19 protein-coding genes are annotated in these 12900 nt (G+C 72.4%); 9 read left to right on the forward strand and 10 right to left on the reverse strand.

Annotation, left to right across the window (positions count from 1 at the left end; translation table 11 throughout):
* Window positions 1-207 precede the first annotated feature (207 nt).
* The gene (locus G3573_RS15215) at window positions 208-918 is read right to left on the reverse strand and encodes a hypothetical protein (protein ID WP_205598280.1); all 711 of its coding nucleotides are present in this window, start codon (window positions 916-918) and stop codon (window positions 208-210) included.
* 129 nt (window positions 919-1047) lie between these two features.
* On the opposite strand from G3573_RS15215, the gene G3573_RS15220 reads away from it, so the two are divergent.
* Entirely contained in the window at window positions 1048-1500 is a 453-nt protein-coding gene (locus G3573_RS15220) for a hypothetical protein (RefSeq protein ID WP_163262119.1), read from the forward strand.
* Window positions 1501-1825: 325 nt separating this feature from the next.
* Here the strand turns inward: G3573_RS15220 and G3573_RS15225 are convergent, their stop codons facing one another.
* The 5 genes from G3573_RS15225 to G3573_RS15245 form a co-directional block, all read right to left on the reverse strand.
* Window positions 1826-2452 carry a hypothetical protein gene (locus G3573_RS15225; RefSeq protein ID WP_163262121.1) on the reverse strand — a complete coding sequence of 209 codons (627 nt, stop codon included), beginning with the start codon at window positions 2450-2452 and terminating at the stop codon, window positions 1826-1828.
* A 7-nt stretch (window positions 2453-2459) separates the two neighbouring features.
* On the reverse strand, window positions 2460-2894 hold the full coding sequence (locus G3573_RS15230; protein WP_163262123.1) for a hypothetical protein: 435 nt from the start codon (window positions 2892-2894) through the stop codon (window positions 2460-2462).
* 29 nt (window positions 2895-2923) lie between these two features.
* On the reverse strand, window positions 2924-3349 hold the full coding sequence (locus G3573_RS15235; RefSeq protein ID WP_163262125.1) for a hypothetical protein: 426 nt from the start codon (window positions 3347-3349) through the stop codon (window positions 2924-2926).
* Between the two features lie 235 nt (window positions 3350-3584).
* The gene (locus G3573_RS15240; protein WP_163262127.1) at window positions 3585-4022 is read right to left on the reverse strand and encodes a hypothetical protein; all 438 of its coding nucleotides are present in this window, start codon (window positions 4020-4022) and stop codon (window positions 3585-3587) included.
* A 258-nt stretch (window positions 4023-4280) separates the two neighbouring features.
* Entirely contained in the window at window positions 4281-4721 is a 441-nt protein-coding gene (locus G3573_RS15245) for a hypothetical protein (RefSeq protein WP_163262129.1), read from the reverse strand.
* Between the two features lie 121 nt (window positions 4722-4842).
* On the opposite strand from G3573_RS15245, the gene G3573_RS15250 reads away from it, so the two are divergent.
* The 7 genes from G3573_RS15250 (at window position 4843) to G3573_RS15280 (ending at window position 8978) form a co-directional block, all read left to right on the forward strand.
* Window positions 4843-5676 (forward strand): hypothetical protein, encoded by an 834-nt coding sequence (locus G3573_RS15250; RefSeq protein ID WP_163262131.1) that lies wholly within the window; start codon window positions 4843-4845, stop codon window positions 5674-5676.
* Window positions 5677-5706: 30 nt separating this feature from the next.
* Window positions 5707-6258, forward strand: coding sequence for a hypothetical protein (locus tag G3573_RS15255; protein ID WP_163262134.1), 552 nt, complete (start codon window positions 5707-5709; stop codon window positions 6256-6258).
* A gap of 18 nt (window positions 6259-6276) precedes the next feature.
* Complete coding sequence (locus G3573_RS15260) at window positions 6277-6789, forward strand: hypothetical protein (RefSeq protein WP_163262136.1); 513 nt, start codon at window positions 6277-6279, stop codon at window positions 6787-6789.
* A gap of 4 nt (window positions 6790-6793) precedes the next feature.
* Window positions 6794-7150, forward strand: a complete 357-nt coding sequence (locus tag G3573_RS15265; protein WP_163262138.1) for a VOC family protein — start codon at window positions 6794-6796, stop codon at window positions 7148-7150.
* 293 nt (window positions 7151-7443) lie between these two features.
* Entirely contained in the window at window positions 7444-7965 is a 522-nt protein-coding gene (locus G3573_RS15270) for a hypothetical protein (protein ID WP_163262140.1), read from the forward strand.
* Between the two features lie 178 nt (window positions 7966-8143).
* Complete coding sequence (locus G3573_RS15275) at window positions 8144-8386, forward strand: hypothetical protein (protein ID WP_163262142.1); 243 nt, start codon at window positions 8144-8146, stop codon at window positions 8384-8386.
* The gene (locus tag G3573_RS15280; RefSeq protein ID WP_205598281.1) at window positions 8367-8978 is read left to right on the forward strand and encodes an AAA family ATPase; all 612 of its coding nucleotides are present in this window, start codon (window positions 8367-8369) and stop codon (window positions 8976-8978) included. Before G3573_RS15275 ends, G3573_RS15280 begins: the two co-directional genes overlap by 20 nt.
* A gap of 23 nt (window positions 8979-9001) precedes the next feature.
* Here the strand turns inward: G3573_RS15280 and G3573_RS15285 are convergent, their stop codons facing one another.
* Both G3573_RS15285 and G3573_RS15290 read right to left on the reverse strand, forming a co-directional pair.
* On the reverse strand, window positions 9002-9409 hold the full coding sequence (locus G3573_RS15285; RefSeq protein ID WP_163262144.1) for a response regulator: 408 nt from the start codon (window positions 9407-9409) through the stop codon (window positions 9002-9004).
* Between the two features lie 435 nt (window positions 9410-9844).
* Window positions 9845-10360, reverse strand: coding sequence for a hypothetical protein (locus G3573_RS15290; RefSeq protein WP_163262146.1), 516 nt, complete (start codon window positions 10358-10360; stop codon window positions 9845-9847).
* Between the two features lie 202 nt (window positions 10361-10562).
* On the opposite strand from G3573_RS15290, the gene G3573_RS15295 reads away from it, so the two are divergent.
* Entirely contained in the window at window positions 10563-11639 is a 1077-nt protein-coding gene (locus G3573_RS15295) for an ATP-binding protein (protein WP_163262148.1), read from the forward strand.
* A 227-nt stretch (window positions 11640-11866) separates the two neighbouring features.
* Here the strand turns inward: G3573_RS15295 and G3573_RS15300 are convergent, their stop codons facing one another.
* Window positions 11867-12118 carry a hypothetical protein gene (locus G3573_RS15300; RefSeq protein ID WP_163262150.1) on the reverse strand — a complete coding sequence of 84 codons (252 nt, stop codon included), beginning with the start codon at window positions 12116-12118 and terminating at the stop codon, window positions 11867-11869.
* Window positions 12119-12252: 134 nt separating this feature from the next.
* On the reverse strand, window positions 12253-12900 hold a 648-nt coding region (locus G3573_RS15305), incomplete at its 5' end, for a hypothetical protein (protein WP_163262152.1).

Below are 12900 nucleotides of genomic sequence, written 5' to 3' on the forward strand. Positions count from 1 at the left end.
CGCGAACCCTGGCGCGCCACGGTCGCGCGGGTCACCGGCGACCCCGGCCGCGACGCCGCCGGCGCCCTGGTGCGCCTGGCCTGCGAGAACCTGCGCGCGGTGTACGAGGCGAAGGGCTACCGGCGGGCGGGGTAGACGCTCTCCTTCTCCCCTTGCGGGAGGAGGTGGCGCGCGGAGCGCGTCAGATGAGGGGTGTCGGCGCGACGCTCAGCCCGTATGGGCCCGAGCCCAGGTCCAGAACGGGTCCGGCGAGTGGTCGTCGCCCATCGACGCGAGGTGCCTGACGATGTCCGTCCCACGCTCGGGGATCGTCACCTTGAAGGTCTCCGCGACCCAGGCGGCGAACGCGCGGTTAGGCTGGACGATGAACTCGCCGCTCGCATTCGGCGGCTCGGAGAGTTCATCGCCCCAGCATATTTCGTCGTAGCCGATGGCGAGGAGCCGCAGGAAGTCGACGGGATCGTCCGCGAGCACGCAGACTGTCGTCGAGCCCGATCCCGATCCGAGGTGGACGATCTTCTGGGTTCCGTCGTCGGCCAGCCAGAACGCGGCCATCGATCCGTCGCCGCCGGTTTTGGCGAAGACGCACAGGCGGTTCATGAGGTCCGGGTCCTCGCTCCGAAACCAATACCTGAGGTTGACGTTGCCCTCGGCGGCGAACTCGATGTCGGTGCCGCCCGGGCGGCCGTCATCTGTATGTTCGTCCGCGATCGTCTGCGCCGAGTACAGGAAGCCCAGGCGGCCGTTTGGGGTGTCGATGTAGTAGCCGTTGGCTTCAATCCACGCGAAGAGCCGCTCCAAAGGGTCCGGCAAGCTCATTCCGGGGCAGAGCGTGTCCTTGATTTGCGATCCGAGGACGGACGTCTTCTGTTGGCGCGCGAGCTTGGCCCGCGCAAAGTCGATCACCTTGTCCCACATGTCGGCCCCGCTCGAATCCCGGAATTCTAGCGAGAGCGGTGCTGCGCGTCTTGCCACCCACCCCGATAGGCGTCGCCGCGCGCGCGGGCGTAAGCTGCTCCCCCTGGGGGACGCCTCGGAGCGTCGCCGATGCGTCGCGAGCTTGCACTGACGGCCGGCCTGGCGGCGTTCGCCCTGGCCGGGGCGGCGGGCGCACAGGCGCCGGTCTATCTGCGCTGCAGCCTGCAGGGCGCCGCCGACATCGCGCCGGGCGAGGCGGCCGCCCAGGTCCAGCAGCTGTTCCGCATCGACGACCAGGGCTTCTGGATGCGCTGGGACCCGCGCGCCGGCGCCTGGGCGGCCGGCGGCTGCGAGAGCCCGGCGATCTACGCCTGCACGACGGCGCCGCTCTATTTCGAGCGCCGCGAGCGCGACCCCGCCGGCGTCGTCACCACCACCCGCATCGACCGCGCCAGCGGCCAGATCACCTGGTTCCGCGACGTCTCCCACGCGCTCGAGTTCTGGCGCCGCCCGACCTACGCGCGGGCCTGGGGCGTGTGCGATCCGGTGAGCCCGCCGCCGGCGCCGGCGCGGCGGTTCTGAGCGGGCATCTCCTCCCCTGCGAAGCGGGGGAGGGGGACCACGCGCAGCGTGGTGGAGGGGGCGAGCGGCTGCACGCCGGCCCCAAGTTTCGTCACCCTCGGGCTCGTCCCGAGGGCCCAGGGCGCCGTCGCACCATCGCCCGGACCGTTCGCAGCCGCATGCCGTGCGAGCGCGCGTTTGACCGCTCTGCGAACGGAACACTGGGCCCCCGGGACGAGCCCGAGGGTGACGGAAAGGGGGAAGGCGCGCCGCCCGGCCCCGGGAGCACGCTCGGATCCACGGGATGAAAGCCGCGGTGCGTCCGGGCGGACGCGGGCGGCAGGGACTATTCCTGGATCGGCGGGCCCATGGGCCTACAGAGTTTGCGGTAGTCCGTGGCCTTGTCGGCCGTCTCGCGGAGCAGGGCGGCGATGTCGGCTTCCGCAGCGGCGACGTCGAGTTCGACCACGGCAGGCGCCAGCGAGGCGCCCTGGTCGTCCACCACGTCGATCGTCAGGCGGTGCGCCTTCGGGATCTCGGCGAGAAAGTCGGCGTCGTAGATCCCCCTCATGAACGCGGATTCGGGGCTCGAGCGGCGGCCCCGATACTTCTTGATCTCCGCGTCGCCCCAGATCGGCTGACGCGTTTGAGCGCCCGTGTCGAGGCTCAGGACCAGCCAGCTGTGGCGCTGCAGGCCGGGTTTGACGTGCACGTCGACTTGCAGCCAGACGGGCGTGAGCGGGGCGCCCGGGGCGCGCCGCCCGTACTTGAGCTGCAATCGGGGGGCTACGTCCCGGATATGCCACTCGGCGCCGCCCTCCGACACCGGCTGTCCCTCCACGTCGCGCACGCTGCGTCCGACGAACACCCGGCCGTAATCGCCCCTGCGATCGGCCGAGCAGTCGTAGCTTTCCCCCGAATACGTCGGGCCGGCGGCGGCCAGGGCGAGGGCGGCGGCGAGGCTGGCGAGCATGGCCGGCTCAGAACTTCGGCGCGACGAAGTCGGGACGCCGCTGGAACCCGTCGCGCTCGCCCCCGCAGACGAAGCGGCCCAGCGAATGGCCGGGGGGCAGGGGGAACCAGTCCTCCTGGCCGGACCCGCGCACGCGCTTCAGGCCGGCGTCGTACTCGGCCATGCTCACGCTCTGCAGCTTGCCGGCGCGACAGTCGAGCCGCAGTTGGGCGTCGACCCAGGCGATCGGCGCGCCGTCCTCTTCCACCTGCATCAGCACGTGCAGTTCGCTCACGTCGGGCGAGATCGGCCGGACCGCGCCCAGGTCGGCCAGGTAGCGGCTGGTCGCGCCGTTCGCGACCTCCTCGTCGAGCTGCCACCAGTCCGCGTCGCGGGCGGCGGCCGGCTGGGCGATGAGAAGGACGACGCCGGCGAGGGCGGCGGCGCGGGTGTCGCGGATCATGCCGGTGGTCTCCTGAAGCGGGGTGCAGGTCAGCCGACCGGCGCGGTGTAGCCGTCGCGGCGGACGAAGCCGTCACGCTCGCCCTTGCAGACGAAGCGGGCGAGCGGGCCGTCGGGCAGGGGCGTCCAGCCGCTGGGCTGCTCTTCGGCCAGCACCTCGCCGGCGGGGCCGTAGAAGGTCAGCTTCATCCACTGCATGCGGGCCGCCGCGCACTCGACCTGCACCGTGGCGTCGGCCCAGACCTTTGTGCGCGCGCTCGTTTCCATCAGCAGCCGGAACTCGACGACGCCGGGGGCGGCGTTGCGCACGCTGGCCTGGTCGATCAGCTCTTCGATGACGCTGTTGCGTCGGGTGTCCAGGTTGATGCGCCACCACTCAGTCGGGCCGGCGGCGGCGGGCCAGGCGGCGCAAAGCACGGCGCCCGCCAGGACGGCGGTGCGGATGTGACGGATCATGGACTCCCCCCGAAGCACGCCACCAGCGTGCGACGCCGGCCCGCACGCGGTCAAGGCGAGCGGCCTACTTCATCGTCACCCTCGGGCTTGTCCCGAGGGCCCAGTGTTCCGTTCGCGGAGCGGCCAGCCGGTCATGCGCGCGGCGCGCGGCTGCGAACGGCCCGGGGGTTCGTGCGAGCTGAGCCCTGGGCCCTCGGGACAAGCCCGAGGGTGACGGAAAGGGGGGCGTCCGCGCTCACCCCACCGGCGGCTTGAACGTCGCGCGCTTCTGGAACTGGGCGCGTTCGCGCTTGCAGACGAACAGGTTGGTCGGGTCCTGGGCCTGCAGCGGGGCCCATTCGGTGCCCGCGTCGTCGCGCTTCACCAGCTTGAGCTGGCCGTCGTAGACCACGCCGTGCGCCACGCGCATGCGGCCCTGGGCGCAGTCGTGCTGGATGCGCGCGTCGACCCAGCCCAGGGTCGTGCCGTCGACCGCCACCTGGTTCATGAAGCGGGTCTCGATCACGCCCGGCGAGACCGTCCTGGCCGAGGCCGCGTCGGCCAGCACGACCATGGTCCCGCCGCCGTCGCTCTCGTTGATGACCTCCCACCACTCGGCGCCGGCGGCGAGGGCCGGGGCGGGCAGGCCAAGGACGATGCAGGCGAGGGCGGCGGCGCAGGCGTGACGGGACATCGGTCTTCCCCTGAAAGCGCCCCTGAAGCCTGCGCCCCGCCCGCGCGCCCGGTCAAGCCGAGGCGATCCCCTCCGTCGTCGCCCGCGGGCGAGGGGCTTCTCCTCCCCTGCGAAGCGGGGGAGGGGGACCGCCCGCAGGGCGGTGGAGGGGGCGAGCGGTCGCACTCCGGGGGGAAGCGGTTCGCCCCCACCACCACGCTTCGCGTGGTCCCCCTCCCCCGTTCGCTGCCGCTCACAGGGGAGGAGAGGGCGCCGCGCTCACCCCACCGGCGGGACGAAGCCTTCGCGGCGGACGAAGCCGTCGCGCTCGCCCTTGCAGACGAACAGAATGAGCGGGTCGGCCGGCTGCACGGGCCCCCAGGCCTCGTCGACGTCGCGGCGCGCCCGCAGCGCCAGCGTGCTGTCGTAAAAGTCGGCGCGCACCAACCGCTCCTGGGTGTGGGCGCAGTCGAACTGGACCCAGTTGTAGGACCAGCGTCGGGTCGCGCCGTCGACCGCCGTGTGATGGTTCAGGAAGCGCACCTCGACCACCCCGGGCGCGATCGTCTTCGCCGAAGCGGCGTCGGCCATGACGGTCAGGATCTCGCTCCCGTCCGGCAGCTTGATCACCTCCCACCAGTCGGCGGCGCCGGCTAATGCCGGCCCGGCGGCGCAGAGAACGGCGCCGGCCAGGGCGGCGGCGCGGGCGTGGCGGATCATGGACTCCCCCGAACTACGCCGCCAGCGTGCGCCGGGCGGCCGCGCGCGGTCAAGGCGAGCTTGACAGGGGGGCCGCCGCCGCGCCTGCTGAGCCGTTGATGCGTTGCCGGGGGAGGCGAGCGTGGTCTGGGTGCGTCGGTTTTTTGCGCTGCTGGTGTCGGCGCTGTTCCTGACCATGTTCGGCGGCGCGGCGGTGATGCTGGTCCAGTCGGCGAACGGGCGCGACGTCGCCGGCGACCCGCCGCAGTGGCTGCAGAACCTGGTCCCGCCGCCCAGCGGCGCCGACGCGGCCGCGCTGAAAGCCCCCTACGAGGACCTGCGCGCCGGCCGCACCGAAGCGCTGACCGCGCGCCTGGCCGACAACGTCGACCGCCAGGCGGCCGAGCCGCAGCTGGCCGCCATGAGGGCGCTGGTCCCGCCCGGCCCCGCGCCGGAGCCGCGCCGGATGAGCTGGAACCGCTTCACCGGGACCGACGGGGAGCGGATGTCGGTGATCTACGAGTACCACTATCCCGAGCGCGTGGTCCGCACCGAGACCACGATCAGCCGGCCGAACGCGAAGGCGCCGTGGAAGGTGGAGGGCTTCTTCCTGCGCTCGGCCACCCACAAGGAGCTGGAGGCCGCGCGGTTCAACCCGGCGACCATGCCGCCGCAGGGCCAGGTCATGGTCGGGCTGACCGCGCTGGTCCCGCTGTTCATGTGGGCGACGGCGATGGTGGTGCTGCTGGGCTCGGGCGTGCGCCGGCGCTGGCTGTGGCTGCCGGTCGTGCTGGTCGGCGTCGGCAAGCTGAGCATGAACGCCGCGACCTGCGCCTTCGGCTTCTGGCCGATCAGCCTCCAGCTGTTCGGGGCCAGCGCCTTCTGGTCGGGCTCGGCCTTCGACGCCTGGATGCTGGCGGTGTCCCTGCCGCTGGGCGCCATCGTGTTCTGGGTGCGCCGGATGCAGCGGGGGTGACGCATGCGGAGGCGCGGTTCGAAGAAGCGGATGCTGGGCGGCGTGGTCGTTGCGGCGGCTCTGGCGGGGGCGGCGCAGGCGGCCGCGCCAAAGGCTGAGCCCGCGGACGTGACGGTGCTTCGCACGCTGTGCATGGACACCCAGGCCGATCCCGGCCGGGTGGCCGCGATCGTCGTCGCCAGGGGGTGGAAGGATGTGACCCCTGACTTGGGCCAGGACTACCTCGCAGCAAATCCCGCCGTCCGGGAGTTCAGCGGCCCCGGCCGGAGCGACCTCGTGATCTTCGGCGACGTCCCGGCCGGGGGCGTCGTCAATCACATGTGCGGCGTCGTCAATCAGGACCCCGCCACGCCCTATCCGGAGCGGCTCCGGGGGATGGAGGCGTTTATCGGCGCCCCCGACATCGAGACCCTGGGCAAGGCGCGATGGGTGTGGACCGAGACGGACGGGAAGCGGCGCTTCCTGGACGACGTGAGCCCGGAGGCCCTGCGGGCGGCGGCGCGCGAACACGGGACGGCGATGGCGGTGTTCATGGACGCGTACGCGACTTCGTACATCCGCGCGACGCCGGCGCAGCGCTAGGAGAAGGGGAGTTCGGCCATGCGGTGGAACGTTGCGATCCTGCTGGTGGCGTGGGCGCTGAGCGTCGCGGCGGCGCTCGCCGCGCCCGCGCCGGACTATCGCGCCGCCGACTGGCGGCTGGTGCGCACCTTCGATCCGATCCCGGGGCCGCAGCGCGGCAACGACTTCTGGGTGCTGGAGCAGGACCTGGCCGCCGCGGCTAAGGCCAGGGGCGAGGCCCGCACCGCGCGGGTGCTGGTGCGCGCGCGGGAGCCGGGCGTCTGGCGGGTGGTCACCAACCGCTACTTCTGCGAGCACGGCCAGGTCCAGGCGCTGAAGACCGAGCGGTTCGCCCCCGGCGCGCGGCCGGCGCGCGAGCCCGGCGAGGCGCGTCACCCGATCTTCCCGCACGGCCCCGACGGGGCGGTCTACCGCCTGGTCTGCGGCGACAGCAAAACCGACGCGCCGGTGGTGCACGGCGTGGACGCCGCCTTCGCCTTCGAAGCGCAGGCCGACGCCGCCTTCGCCGCGGCGCACCCGCCGGCGGGGTAGGGCGATGGTGAAGGGCGTGCGCTTCGTGCTGGCCGTGCCGGACGCGGAGGCGACGGCGGCGTGGTGGCGCGACGTCATGGGTTTTGCGATCGAGCTGGAGATCGAGGGCTGGCGGTTCGTGCGCCGCGGCGCCTGCCGCATCATGCTGGGCGCGTGCCCGCACGACGCCTCGCCCGCGTCGCTGGGGAGCCATTCGTACTTCGGCTATGTCGAGGTCGACGACCTGGACGGCTATTTCGCGCAGATCGCGGCGCGCGGGGCCGATGTGCCGGCGCCGCCCGCCGACCGGCCCTGGGGCATGCGCGAGATGGCGGTGCGCACGCCCGACGGCCACCGGGTGATGTTCGCGCAGGCGCTCTGAGGCGCCGCCACCAAACCCGCTCATCCCCGCGAAGGCGGGGACCCAGGTTCGCGACGTCCCCTGGTCGGGCGGACCGCTTCATGAAGGCGGGCGGACGCGCCGCCGCCGTTTGCGCTCTGGGTCCCCGCCTTCGCGGGGATGAGCGGAGGGGAGGCTCCGCAACAGGGCGGCAGGACGCACTCCTGACCGCCCGCCGCCCGATCCGCCGCCAGCGCCCGGACCGCCCGGCGCGCCGCCTCCCACCTCGACCGCGCGGTTAAGCTTCCCGGCCGCTGAACCCCGGGAGGCCGACCATGCCGCGCGCGCTCGCAACCCTCGCCCTGGCCGCCCTGGTGGGGGCCGCAGCCGTCCCCGCCCAGGCCAAGCCGCCGCGCTACACCACCGCCGAGTGGCGGCTGGTGCGGGTGTTCGCGCCGGTCCCCGGGCCGCAGCGCGGCGTCGACGTCTGGGTGCTGGAGGCCGACCTGCAGGCCGCCCGCAAGGGCAGGAAGCGCCAGCGGCCGGCCCGCATGATGCTGCGCGAGAACGACAGCGGGACCTGGTCGGTGGCCACCGCCCGCTTCGCCTGCAAGCGCGACGAGGTCGAGGTGAAGCGCATCGAGCGGTTCACGCCCGGCGCCGGCAAGCCCGCGGTCGAGAAGGTCGGCAAGACGCACCCGCTGTACGCCCACGGCCCCGAAGGCGTGGTCCGGGCCCTTCTGTGCGAGGGCGGCAAGACCGACGCGCCGGTCGCCCGCGGCACCGCCGCCGCCTTCACCCTCCAGGACGAAGCCGACGCCGCCTTCGCGCGCCGCCAGCGGGCGGGGGCGGGGTAGGGCGCGGGTTTCGTCACCCTCGCGACAGGCTCGAGGGGATGGACCAGGGGGGGGGCGCTGGACGCTTCGCCGCTGAGCCGCGCCTGCAAGGTTGAAGAGGCGGAAGCCCCTTCGGCCCCGGAAGCGTTGAAGCGCCTGGTTGGAATGCTATGTTTGGTACTGGAGTCGGAGTCTGCCTGTGGCCAAGGTCGTTATCGCCAGCTTGAACCGCAAACCCCGGACCGGTCGACATGCGCTCAAGGTCGTCGTCAAGCGCGTTCGCGATCCGGAGGGGCAGTTGAAGACGGTTCGCACGCTCGACGCCGACAGCCAGAGCTTCGGCGAGGATCTTCGGTTCGTGTTCGGCAAGAACGTCGCGAAGGCCCGTCGAGACAACAAGAAAGCGACGGGCGTGACAGACCTTGTCCCTGCCAAAAACTGATCCGCCGTACCTTCTGATTGTCGCCGGGCCGAACGGTTCCGGTAAGAGCAGCGTCTACCAAGGGGCCGACATCGAAGCATTCGGCCGATCGGTCTGGATCATCAATCCCGATCTACTCGCGGCCCGTATCAGCGAAGTCGAAAATCTAGCGCCCCGCGACGGTAATCTGGCGGCCGTGCAGCGGATCGAGGCTTGGCTTGAGGCCTCGATCAGGGCGCACCAGACCGTGGGCGTGGAGACGGTCCTTTCGACGCCGAAGTACCGACGGTTGGTGGAGCTGGCCAAAGGGCTGGGGTTCCAAGTGCGGCTTATCTACGTGCTGCTCGACACCGTTCAACGCAATGTCGAGCGGGTTCGCCTGCGGGTGCGCAAGGGCGGGCACGCCGTGGCGGAAGCCGACATCCTGAAGCGACACGCGCGATCCCTGGAACAATTGCCGTGGTTCCTCGCCGAAGCCGATCAGGCATGGGTGTTCGACAATTCCTCCGCCAGCCCGCGATTGATCGCCTCGAAGGAGGACGGCGTCGTCACCTTGGACAAGCGTCCGCTCCCCGACATCGTCGAGGCCGTGGCGAAAATCCGGACCGAATAGGCGTCGTCGCCGGGGCTTGTGTCCTACTCCCAGCTCTCCTCCGCCCGCTTGATCGCCCGCTCGATGCCCTTTTCCAGGTCCTGCTTGGTGAAGGGCTTGGCGACCACGGCGCTGGCCTCGAAGCTCTTCAGCTCGGGGTGGCGCACGGCCGGCGCGCCGGTGACGAACACGATCGGGTACATGGCGGTGGTGCGCAGCACGGTGGCCACCGCCACGCCCTCGCTGGCCCCGCCCAGGTCGACGTCGAGCGTGATCACGTCGGGCTCGTACTTGTGCAGCAGGGTCATGGCCTCGGTCGGCGAGGCGGTCTGGGCGCAGATCGTGTAGCCAAGCTCGTCCAGATAGTGCGCCAGGCTGTCGGCGATCACCGGATCGTCCTCGACCACCACCACCTTGCGCAGCGGCCGGTCAGGCTCGTGAGCATGGACCATGGGCGCCTCCGTAAGGACCAACGCGACCCGGCGCGGGGGTGTTCCTCGACAGGGAGGGGGGATGCGCGCGTGCCCCCTTCTCCCCTTGCGGGAGAAGGAGGGGCCCGCCGGCCGCAGGCCGGTGGGAGGATGAGGGGTCGCGCCGCAGGCTGCGGAGAAACCCCTCACCCTCCCAGCCTTCGGCTGGGCCCCTCCCTCTCCCGCAAGGGGAGAGGGGAGGAGTCTTCCGCCCGGCGTCGCCCGACGCTGGAGCGGCTTACGTCCCATGGTGGATTTCAGCTCCCGGGTCCGGGCGGCTCAAGGACGCGCGTAGCGCGCCGCGGCGCGGCCGGCCCGTTCGGGCCGGTCCTTGACCCGCCCGGCCCCGGGAGCACGCTCGCATGCATGGGATGAAAGCCGCGCTCCGTCCGGGCGGACGGGGCGGCGAGGGGGCGCCTAGTCCCGGCCGACCCCGTCCGGCCGCCTGGACGACCAGCAGGGCTCCAGAGTGGCCAGGCTGGCCTCGACCCAGTCGGCCAGCGGCGTCGCCGGGCCCGTGGCGACGGTGAGCGTCGGTCCGATCTGGCCGTCGTAGGCGCCCTCGATGGTCAGCGCGTAGAGCGCGCCGTCCGCGACGACGGGCAGGTAGCCGCCTTCGGGTTCGACCAGCCCGGAAATCATCGGGCGCGGGGTCTCGAGCGCCGCGGCCTCGCGCAGGACGGCGAGCGCCGCGGGGCAGCGCTGCGTGTCGGTCCAGGTGAAGGTCTCGGACGGCGTTCGGCCTCGCGCACCGTCGCGCTCGGTGCGGCGCAGCCAGTAGCGGGCCGGCTCGCGCGGGTCGCCGGCGATCCGCCCGACGCTGACCTCGACGGACGTGCGCCGGAGCACCGGGTCCCGGCTGAAGCGCACCAGGGTCTCGTCGGCGAGCGGGTCGGGGGCGGCGGACAGGGCGAGCAGCATCAGGGCGAGCATGGCCCGACGCTACAGGAGGCGCGGCCGGCTTGGCCATACCGGCGGTCTCTCCTCACACCCCGCCGGAAGCACGCTCCACCGCCGAAGGATGTGCCGCGCGCAGGCGTTCGCCGCCCCCGCCGCCGTCCGTTTTCTTTCGGACGCGCATCGAACCGCGATGGAGCGCGCCCGGTTGTTCGCGCGGGAATTGCAGGCGCGCGCGATGGACGAAGGCAAGCCCGTGGATCATCCCCCGTCGGAACTGGAGAGCTTCTGGGGCGGCCCGGAGGCACACGCGGTGCTGGAGACCGTCATGCGGTTCGTGCCGGGCGTGGTGGTCATCGTCAGCGCCCCGGTCGGGCGGGTGCTCTATGTCAGCGAATTCACCGGCCGGCTGATGGGCTGGCCGCGCCAGGAGCTGGAGAACCTCAGCTACGAGCGGTTCGCCGAGCTCATGCCGAACTTCTCCCTGGAGGGGCGGCCCTACACCCTGGACGAACGGCCGGTCGGCCGCTCGCTCAGGGGCGAGACGCTGGAGAACTTCGAAAGCTACTTCCTTGATTCCGCCGGCGGGCGCGTGCTGCTGCGCTGCAACAGCGCCCCGATCCGCAACGCCGCCGGCGCGGTGATCGGCGCGATCAGCGTGTGCAGCGACATCAGCCGCGACAAGGCGCGCGAGGCCGACCTGACCCAGACGGCCGAGTACAACAGGGCGCTGCACGACGAGTTGGCCCACCGGGTGAAGAACCACCTGCAGGTGATCTCAGGCCTGATCGCGGTGGAGGCGCGCGGCGCCCCGGCCCAGACCGCCGACTTCGCGCGCAAGATCATGGGGGTGATGCAGAGCCTGGCGGCCATCTACCAGAGCGTGGTCGCCGCCGGCGACGCCGGCGAGGCCCAGGTCGACGCCCTGGCGCTGGTCGACGCGGTCTGCCGGGTCTACCGCACCGACGCCCTTACGATCGAGGCGCGCGCGCCGCCGGGGCTGAAGCTGGAGGCGGCGCGGGCCGCCACCGTCGGGGCGGTGGTCAACGAGGCGGTCTGCAACGCCTACAAGTACGCCTATCCCGACGGCCGCGGCCTGGTCGAGGTGACGGTCGCGCGCTCAGGCCCCCGTGAGCTGGAGTTGCGGGTGCTGGACCGCGGGGTCGGGCTGGCCGCCACGGCGCATCCGGACGACGGCCTGGCGCACGGGGCCCGGCTGATGGACGTGCTGGCCCGCCAGCTGGGCGGCCGCATCGACATCGCCGACCGAGACGGCGGCGGCACGGCGGTGACGCTGACCTTGCCGGAGGGGTGAGGAGCGCCGGCCTGCGCGGCAGGCCGGATGCGATCGACAACGATTTGTCGATCGCCGCGACGAACGCCCGCGCCCGGGGCGCGGGCCGGGGGCTCGCCCACACCCGCTCATCCCCGCGAAGGCGGGGACCCAGAGCACTGACGGTTCAGAACACGCGAACGCTCGGTCGCGCGAACCCGGGGCTGGACGGCGGACCTGGGTCCCCGCTTTCGCGGGGATGAGCGGAGTTAGAGCGCGTACACCGCGTCCTGAGCCTGCGGCGGGGCCGGGTAGCGGCGCCAGGCGGAGGGCTGGTCCAGTTGGTCGGGCCAGTACAGCCGCGCGACCACTTCCTCCAGCACCAGGCGGGCCTCCAGCTCGGTCGCCTCGGCGCAGACCACGGCGGCGACGGCCACCGCGCGGGCGCCGTACACCCGCTGAAAGCCGCGGGCCAGGATGTGTACTTCGTCTTCGAAACGCAGGCGATTGTCAGTGTTCACCGTATTCCTCGACTACGCTACCGAACGGGAAATACTGGGATGACTGGCGCGACTAAAGTTGAGCGCGGTTCGCCTGGCAAGCGAAAAAAGGGTAACGCCACGCTTCACCTTCGGAGGCGGCGAGGGGACCGGCCTTACGCCAGCCGGCTGACCACCTCGGCGGCGGTGCGCGCCTGGGCGCCGCGGTAGAACACCGAGCGGTTGCTGCGCGCGGCGGTCGGGCACAGCTCGTGGGCGGCGCGGCCCGGCTGGGCCTTGGCGGCGACGATCAGGCGGGCGGCGTCGCGCGGGCCCAGGAAGTGGGCCAGGTAGAGTTCGCCGTCGGTGGGCGCGCGGTCCAGGCGGGCTTCGAGCTTGTCGGCGTTCTCGTGCGCCAGCTCGCCGGCCATCAGGGCCGAGACGCGCGGGTCGTCGCGCAGGGCGAGGATGCGCTTGCGTTCAGTCGGGTCGGCGACGCGCGGCTTGCCGTCGGCGTCGATGTCGATCAGCGCCGCTTCACGCGCCAGGCCGTACTCGGCGCCGTGGCGGTCGATCATCTCCAGCCAGGTGGCGTCGACGAACTGGAACAGGCCCTGGGCGCTGGAGTTCGACGCCGCCGCGCTCGCGTGGCCGCGGCTTTCGCGGTGGGCGGTGGCGACCAGGTACGGGTGCGAGGCGCCGGTCGCCTGGGCGGCCTGGGCGATGGTCGCGGCCACGTCGTCGGCCGGCAGGTCGGTGAAGCGCACGCCTCCCTCGGCCGCCGGCGCGGCAGGGGCGGCGATCGGGGCCGGAGCGGTCTGCGG

The organism is Caulobacter sp. 17J65-9 (assembly GCF_010975005.1).
Classification (GTDB): domain Bacteria; phylum Pseudomonadota; class Alphaproteobacteria; order Caulobacterales; family Caulobacteraceae; genus 17J80-11.

Excerpts from the sequence above, each read along its gene's own strand:
- G3573_RS15245 (WP_163262129.1), bottom strand. The coding sequence starts at position 4,721 with ATGATCCGCCACGCCCGCGCCGCCGCCCTGGCCGGCGCCGTTCTCTGC.
- G3573_RS15240 (WP_163262127.1), bottom strand. The coding sequence starts at position 4,022 with ATGTCCCGTCACGCCTGCGCCGCCGCCCTCGCCTGCATCGTCCTTGGC.
- G3573_RS15260 (WP_163262136.1), top strand. The coding sequence starts at position 6,277 with ATGCGGTGGAACGTTGCGATCCTGCTGGTGGCGTGGGCGCTGAGCGTC.
- G3573_RS15235 (WP_163262125.1), bottom strand. The coding sequence starts at position 3,349 with ATGATCCGTCACATCCGCACCGCCGTCCTGGCGGGCGCCGTGCTTTGC.
- G3573_RS15255 (WP_163262134.1), top strand. The coding sequence starts at position 5,707 with ATGCTGGGCGGCGTGGTCGTTGCGGCGGCTCTGGCGGGGGCGGCGCAG.
- G3573_RS15220 (WP_163262119.1), top strand. The coding sequence starts at position 1,048 with ATGCGTCGCGAGCTTGCACTGACGGCCGGCCTGGCGGCGTTCGCCCTG.
- G3573_RS15290 (WP_163262146.1), bottom strand. The coding sequence starts at position 10,360 with ATGCTCGCCCTGATGCTGCTCGCCCTGTCCGCCGCCCCCGACCCGCTC.
- G3573_RS15270 (WP_163262140.1), top strand. The coding sequence starts at position 7,444 with ATGCCGCGCGCGCTCGCAACCCTCGCCCTGGCCGCCCTGGTGGGGGCC.
- G3573_RS15285 (WP_163262144.1), bottom strand. The coding sequence starts at position 9,409 with ATGGTCCATGCTCACGAGCCTGACCGGCCGCTGCGCAAGGTGGTGGTG.
- G3573_RS15295 (WP_163262148.1), top strand. The coding sequence starts at position 10,563 with ATGGACGAAGGCAAGCCCGTGGATCATCCCCCGTCGGAACTGGAGAGC.
- G3573_RS15225 (WP_163262121.1), bottom strand. The coding sequence starts at position 2,452 with ATGCTCGCCAGCCTCGCCGCCGCCCTCGCCCTGGCCGCCGCCGGCCCG.
- G3573_RS15265 (WP_163262138.1), top strand. The coding sequence starts at position 6,794 with ATGGTGAAGGGCGTGCGCTTCGTGCTGGCCGTGCCGGACGCGGAGGCG.
- G3573_RS15230 (WP_163262123.1), bottom strand. The coding sequence starts at position 2,894 with ATGATCCGCGACACCCGCGCCGCCGCCCTCGCCGGCGTCGTCCTTCTC.
- G3573_RS15215 (WP_205598280.1), bottom strand. The coding sequence starts at position 918 with ATGTGGGACAAGGTGATCGACTTTGCGCGGGCCAAGCTCGCGCGCCAA.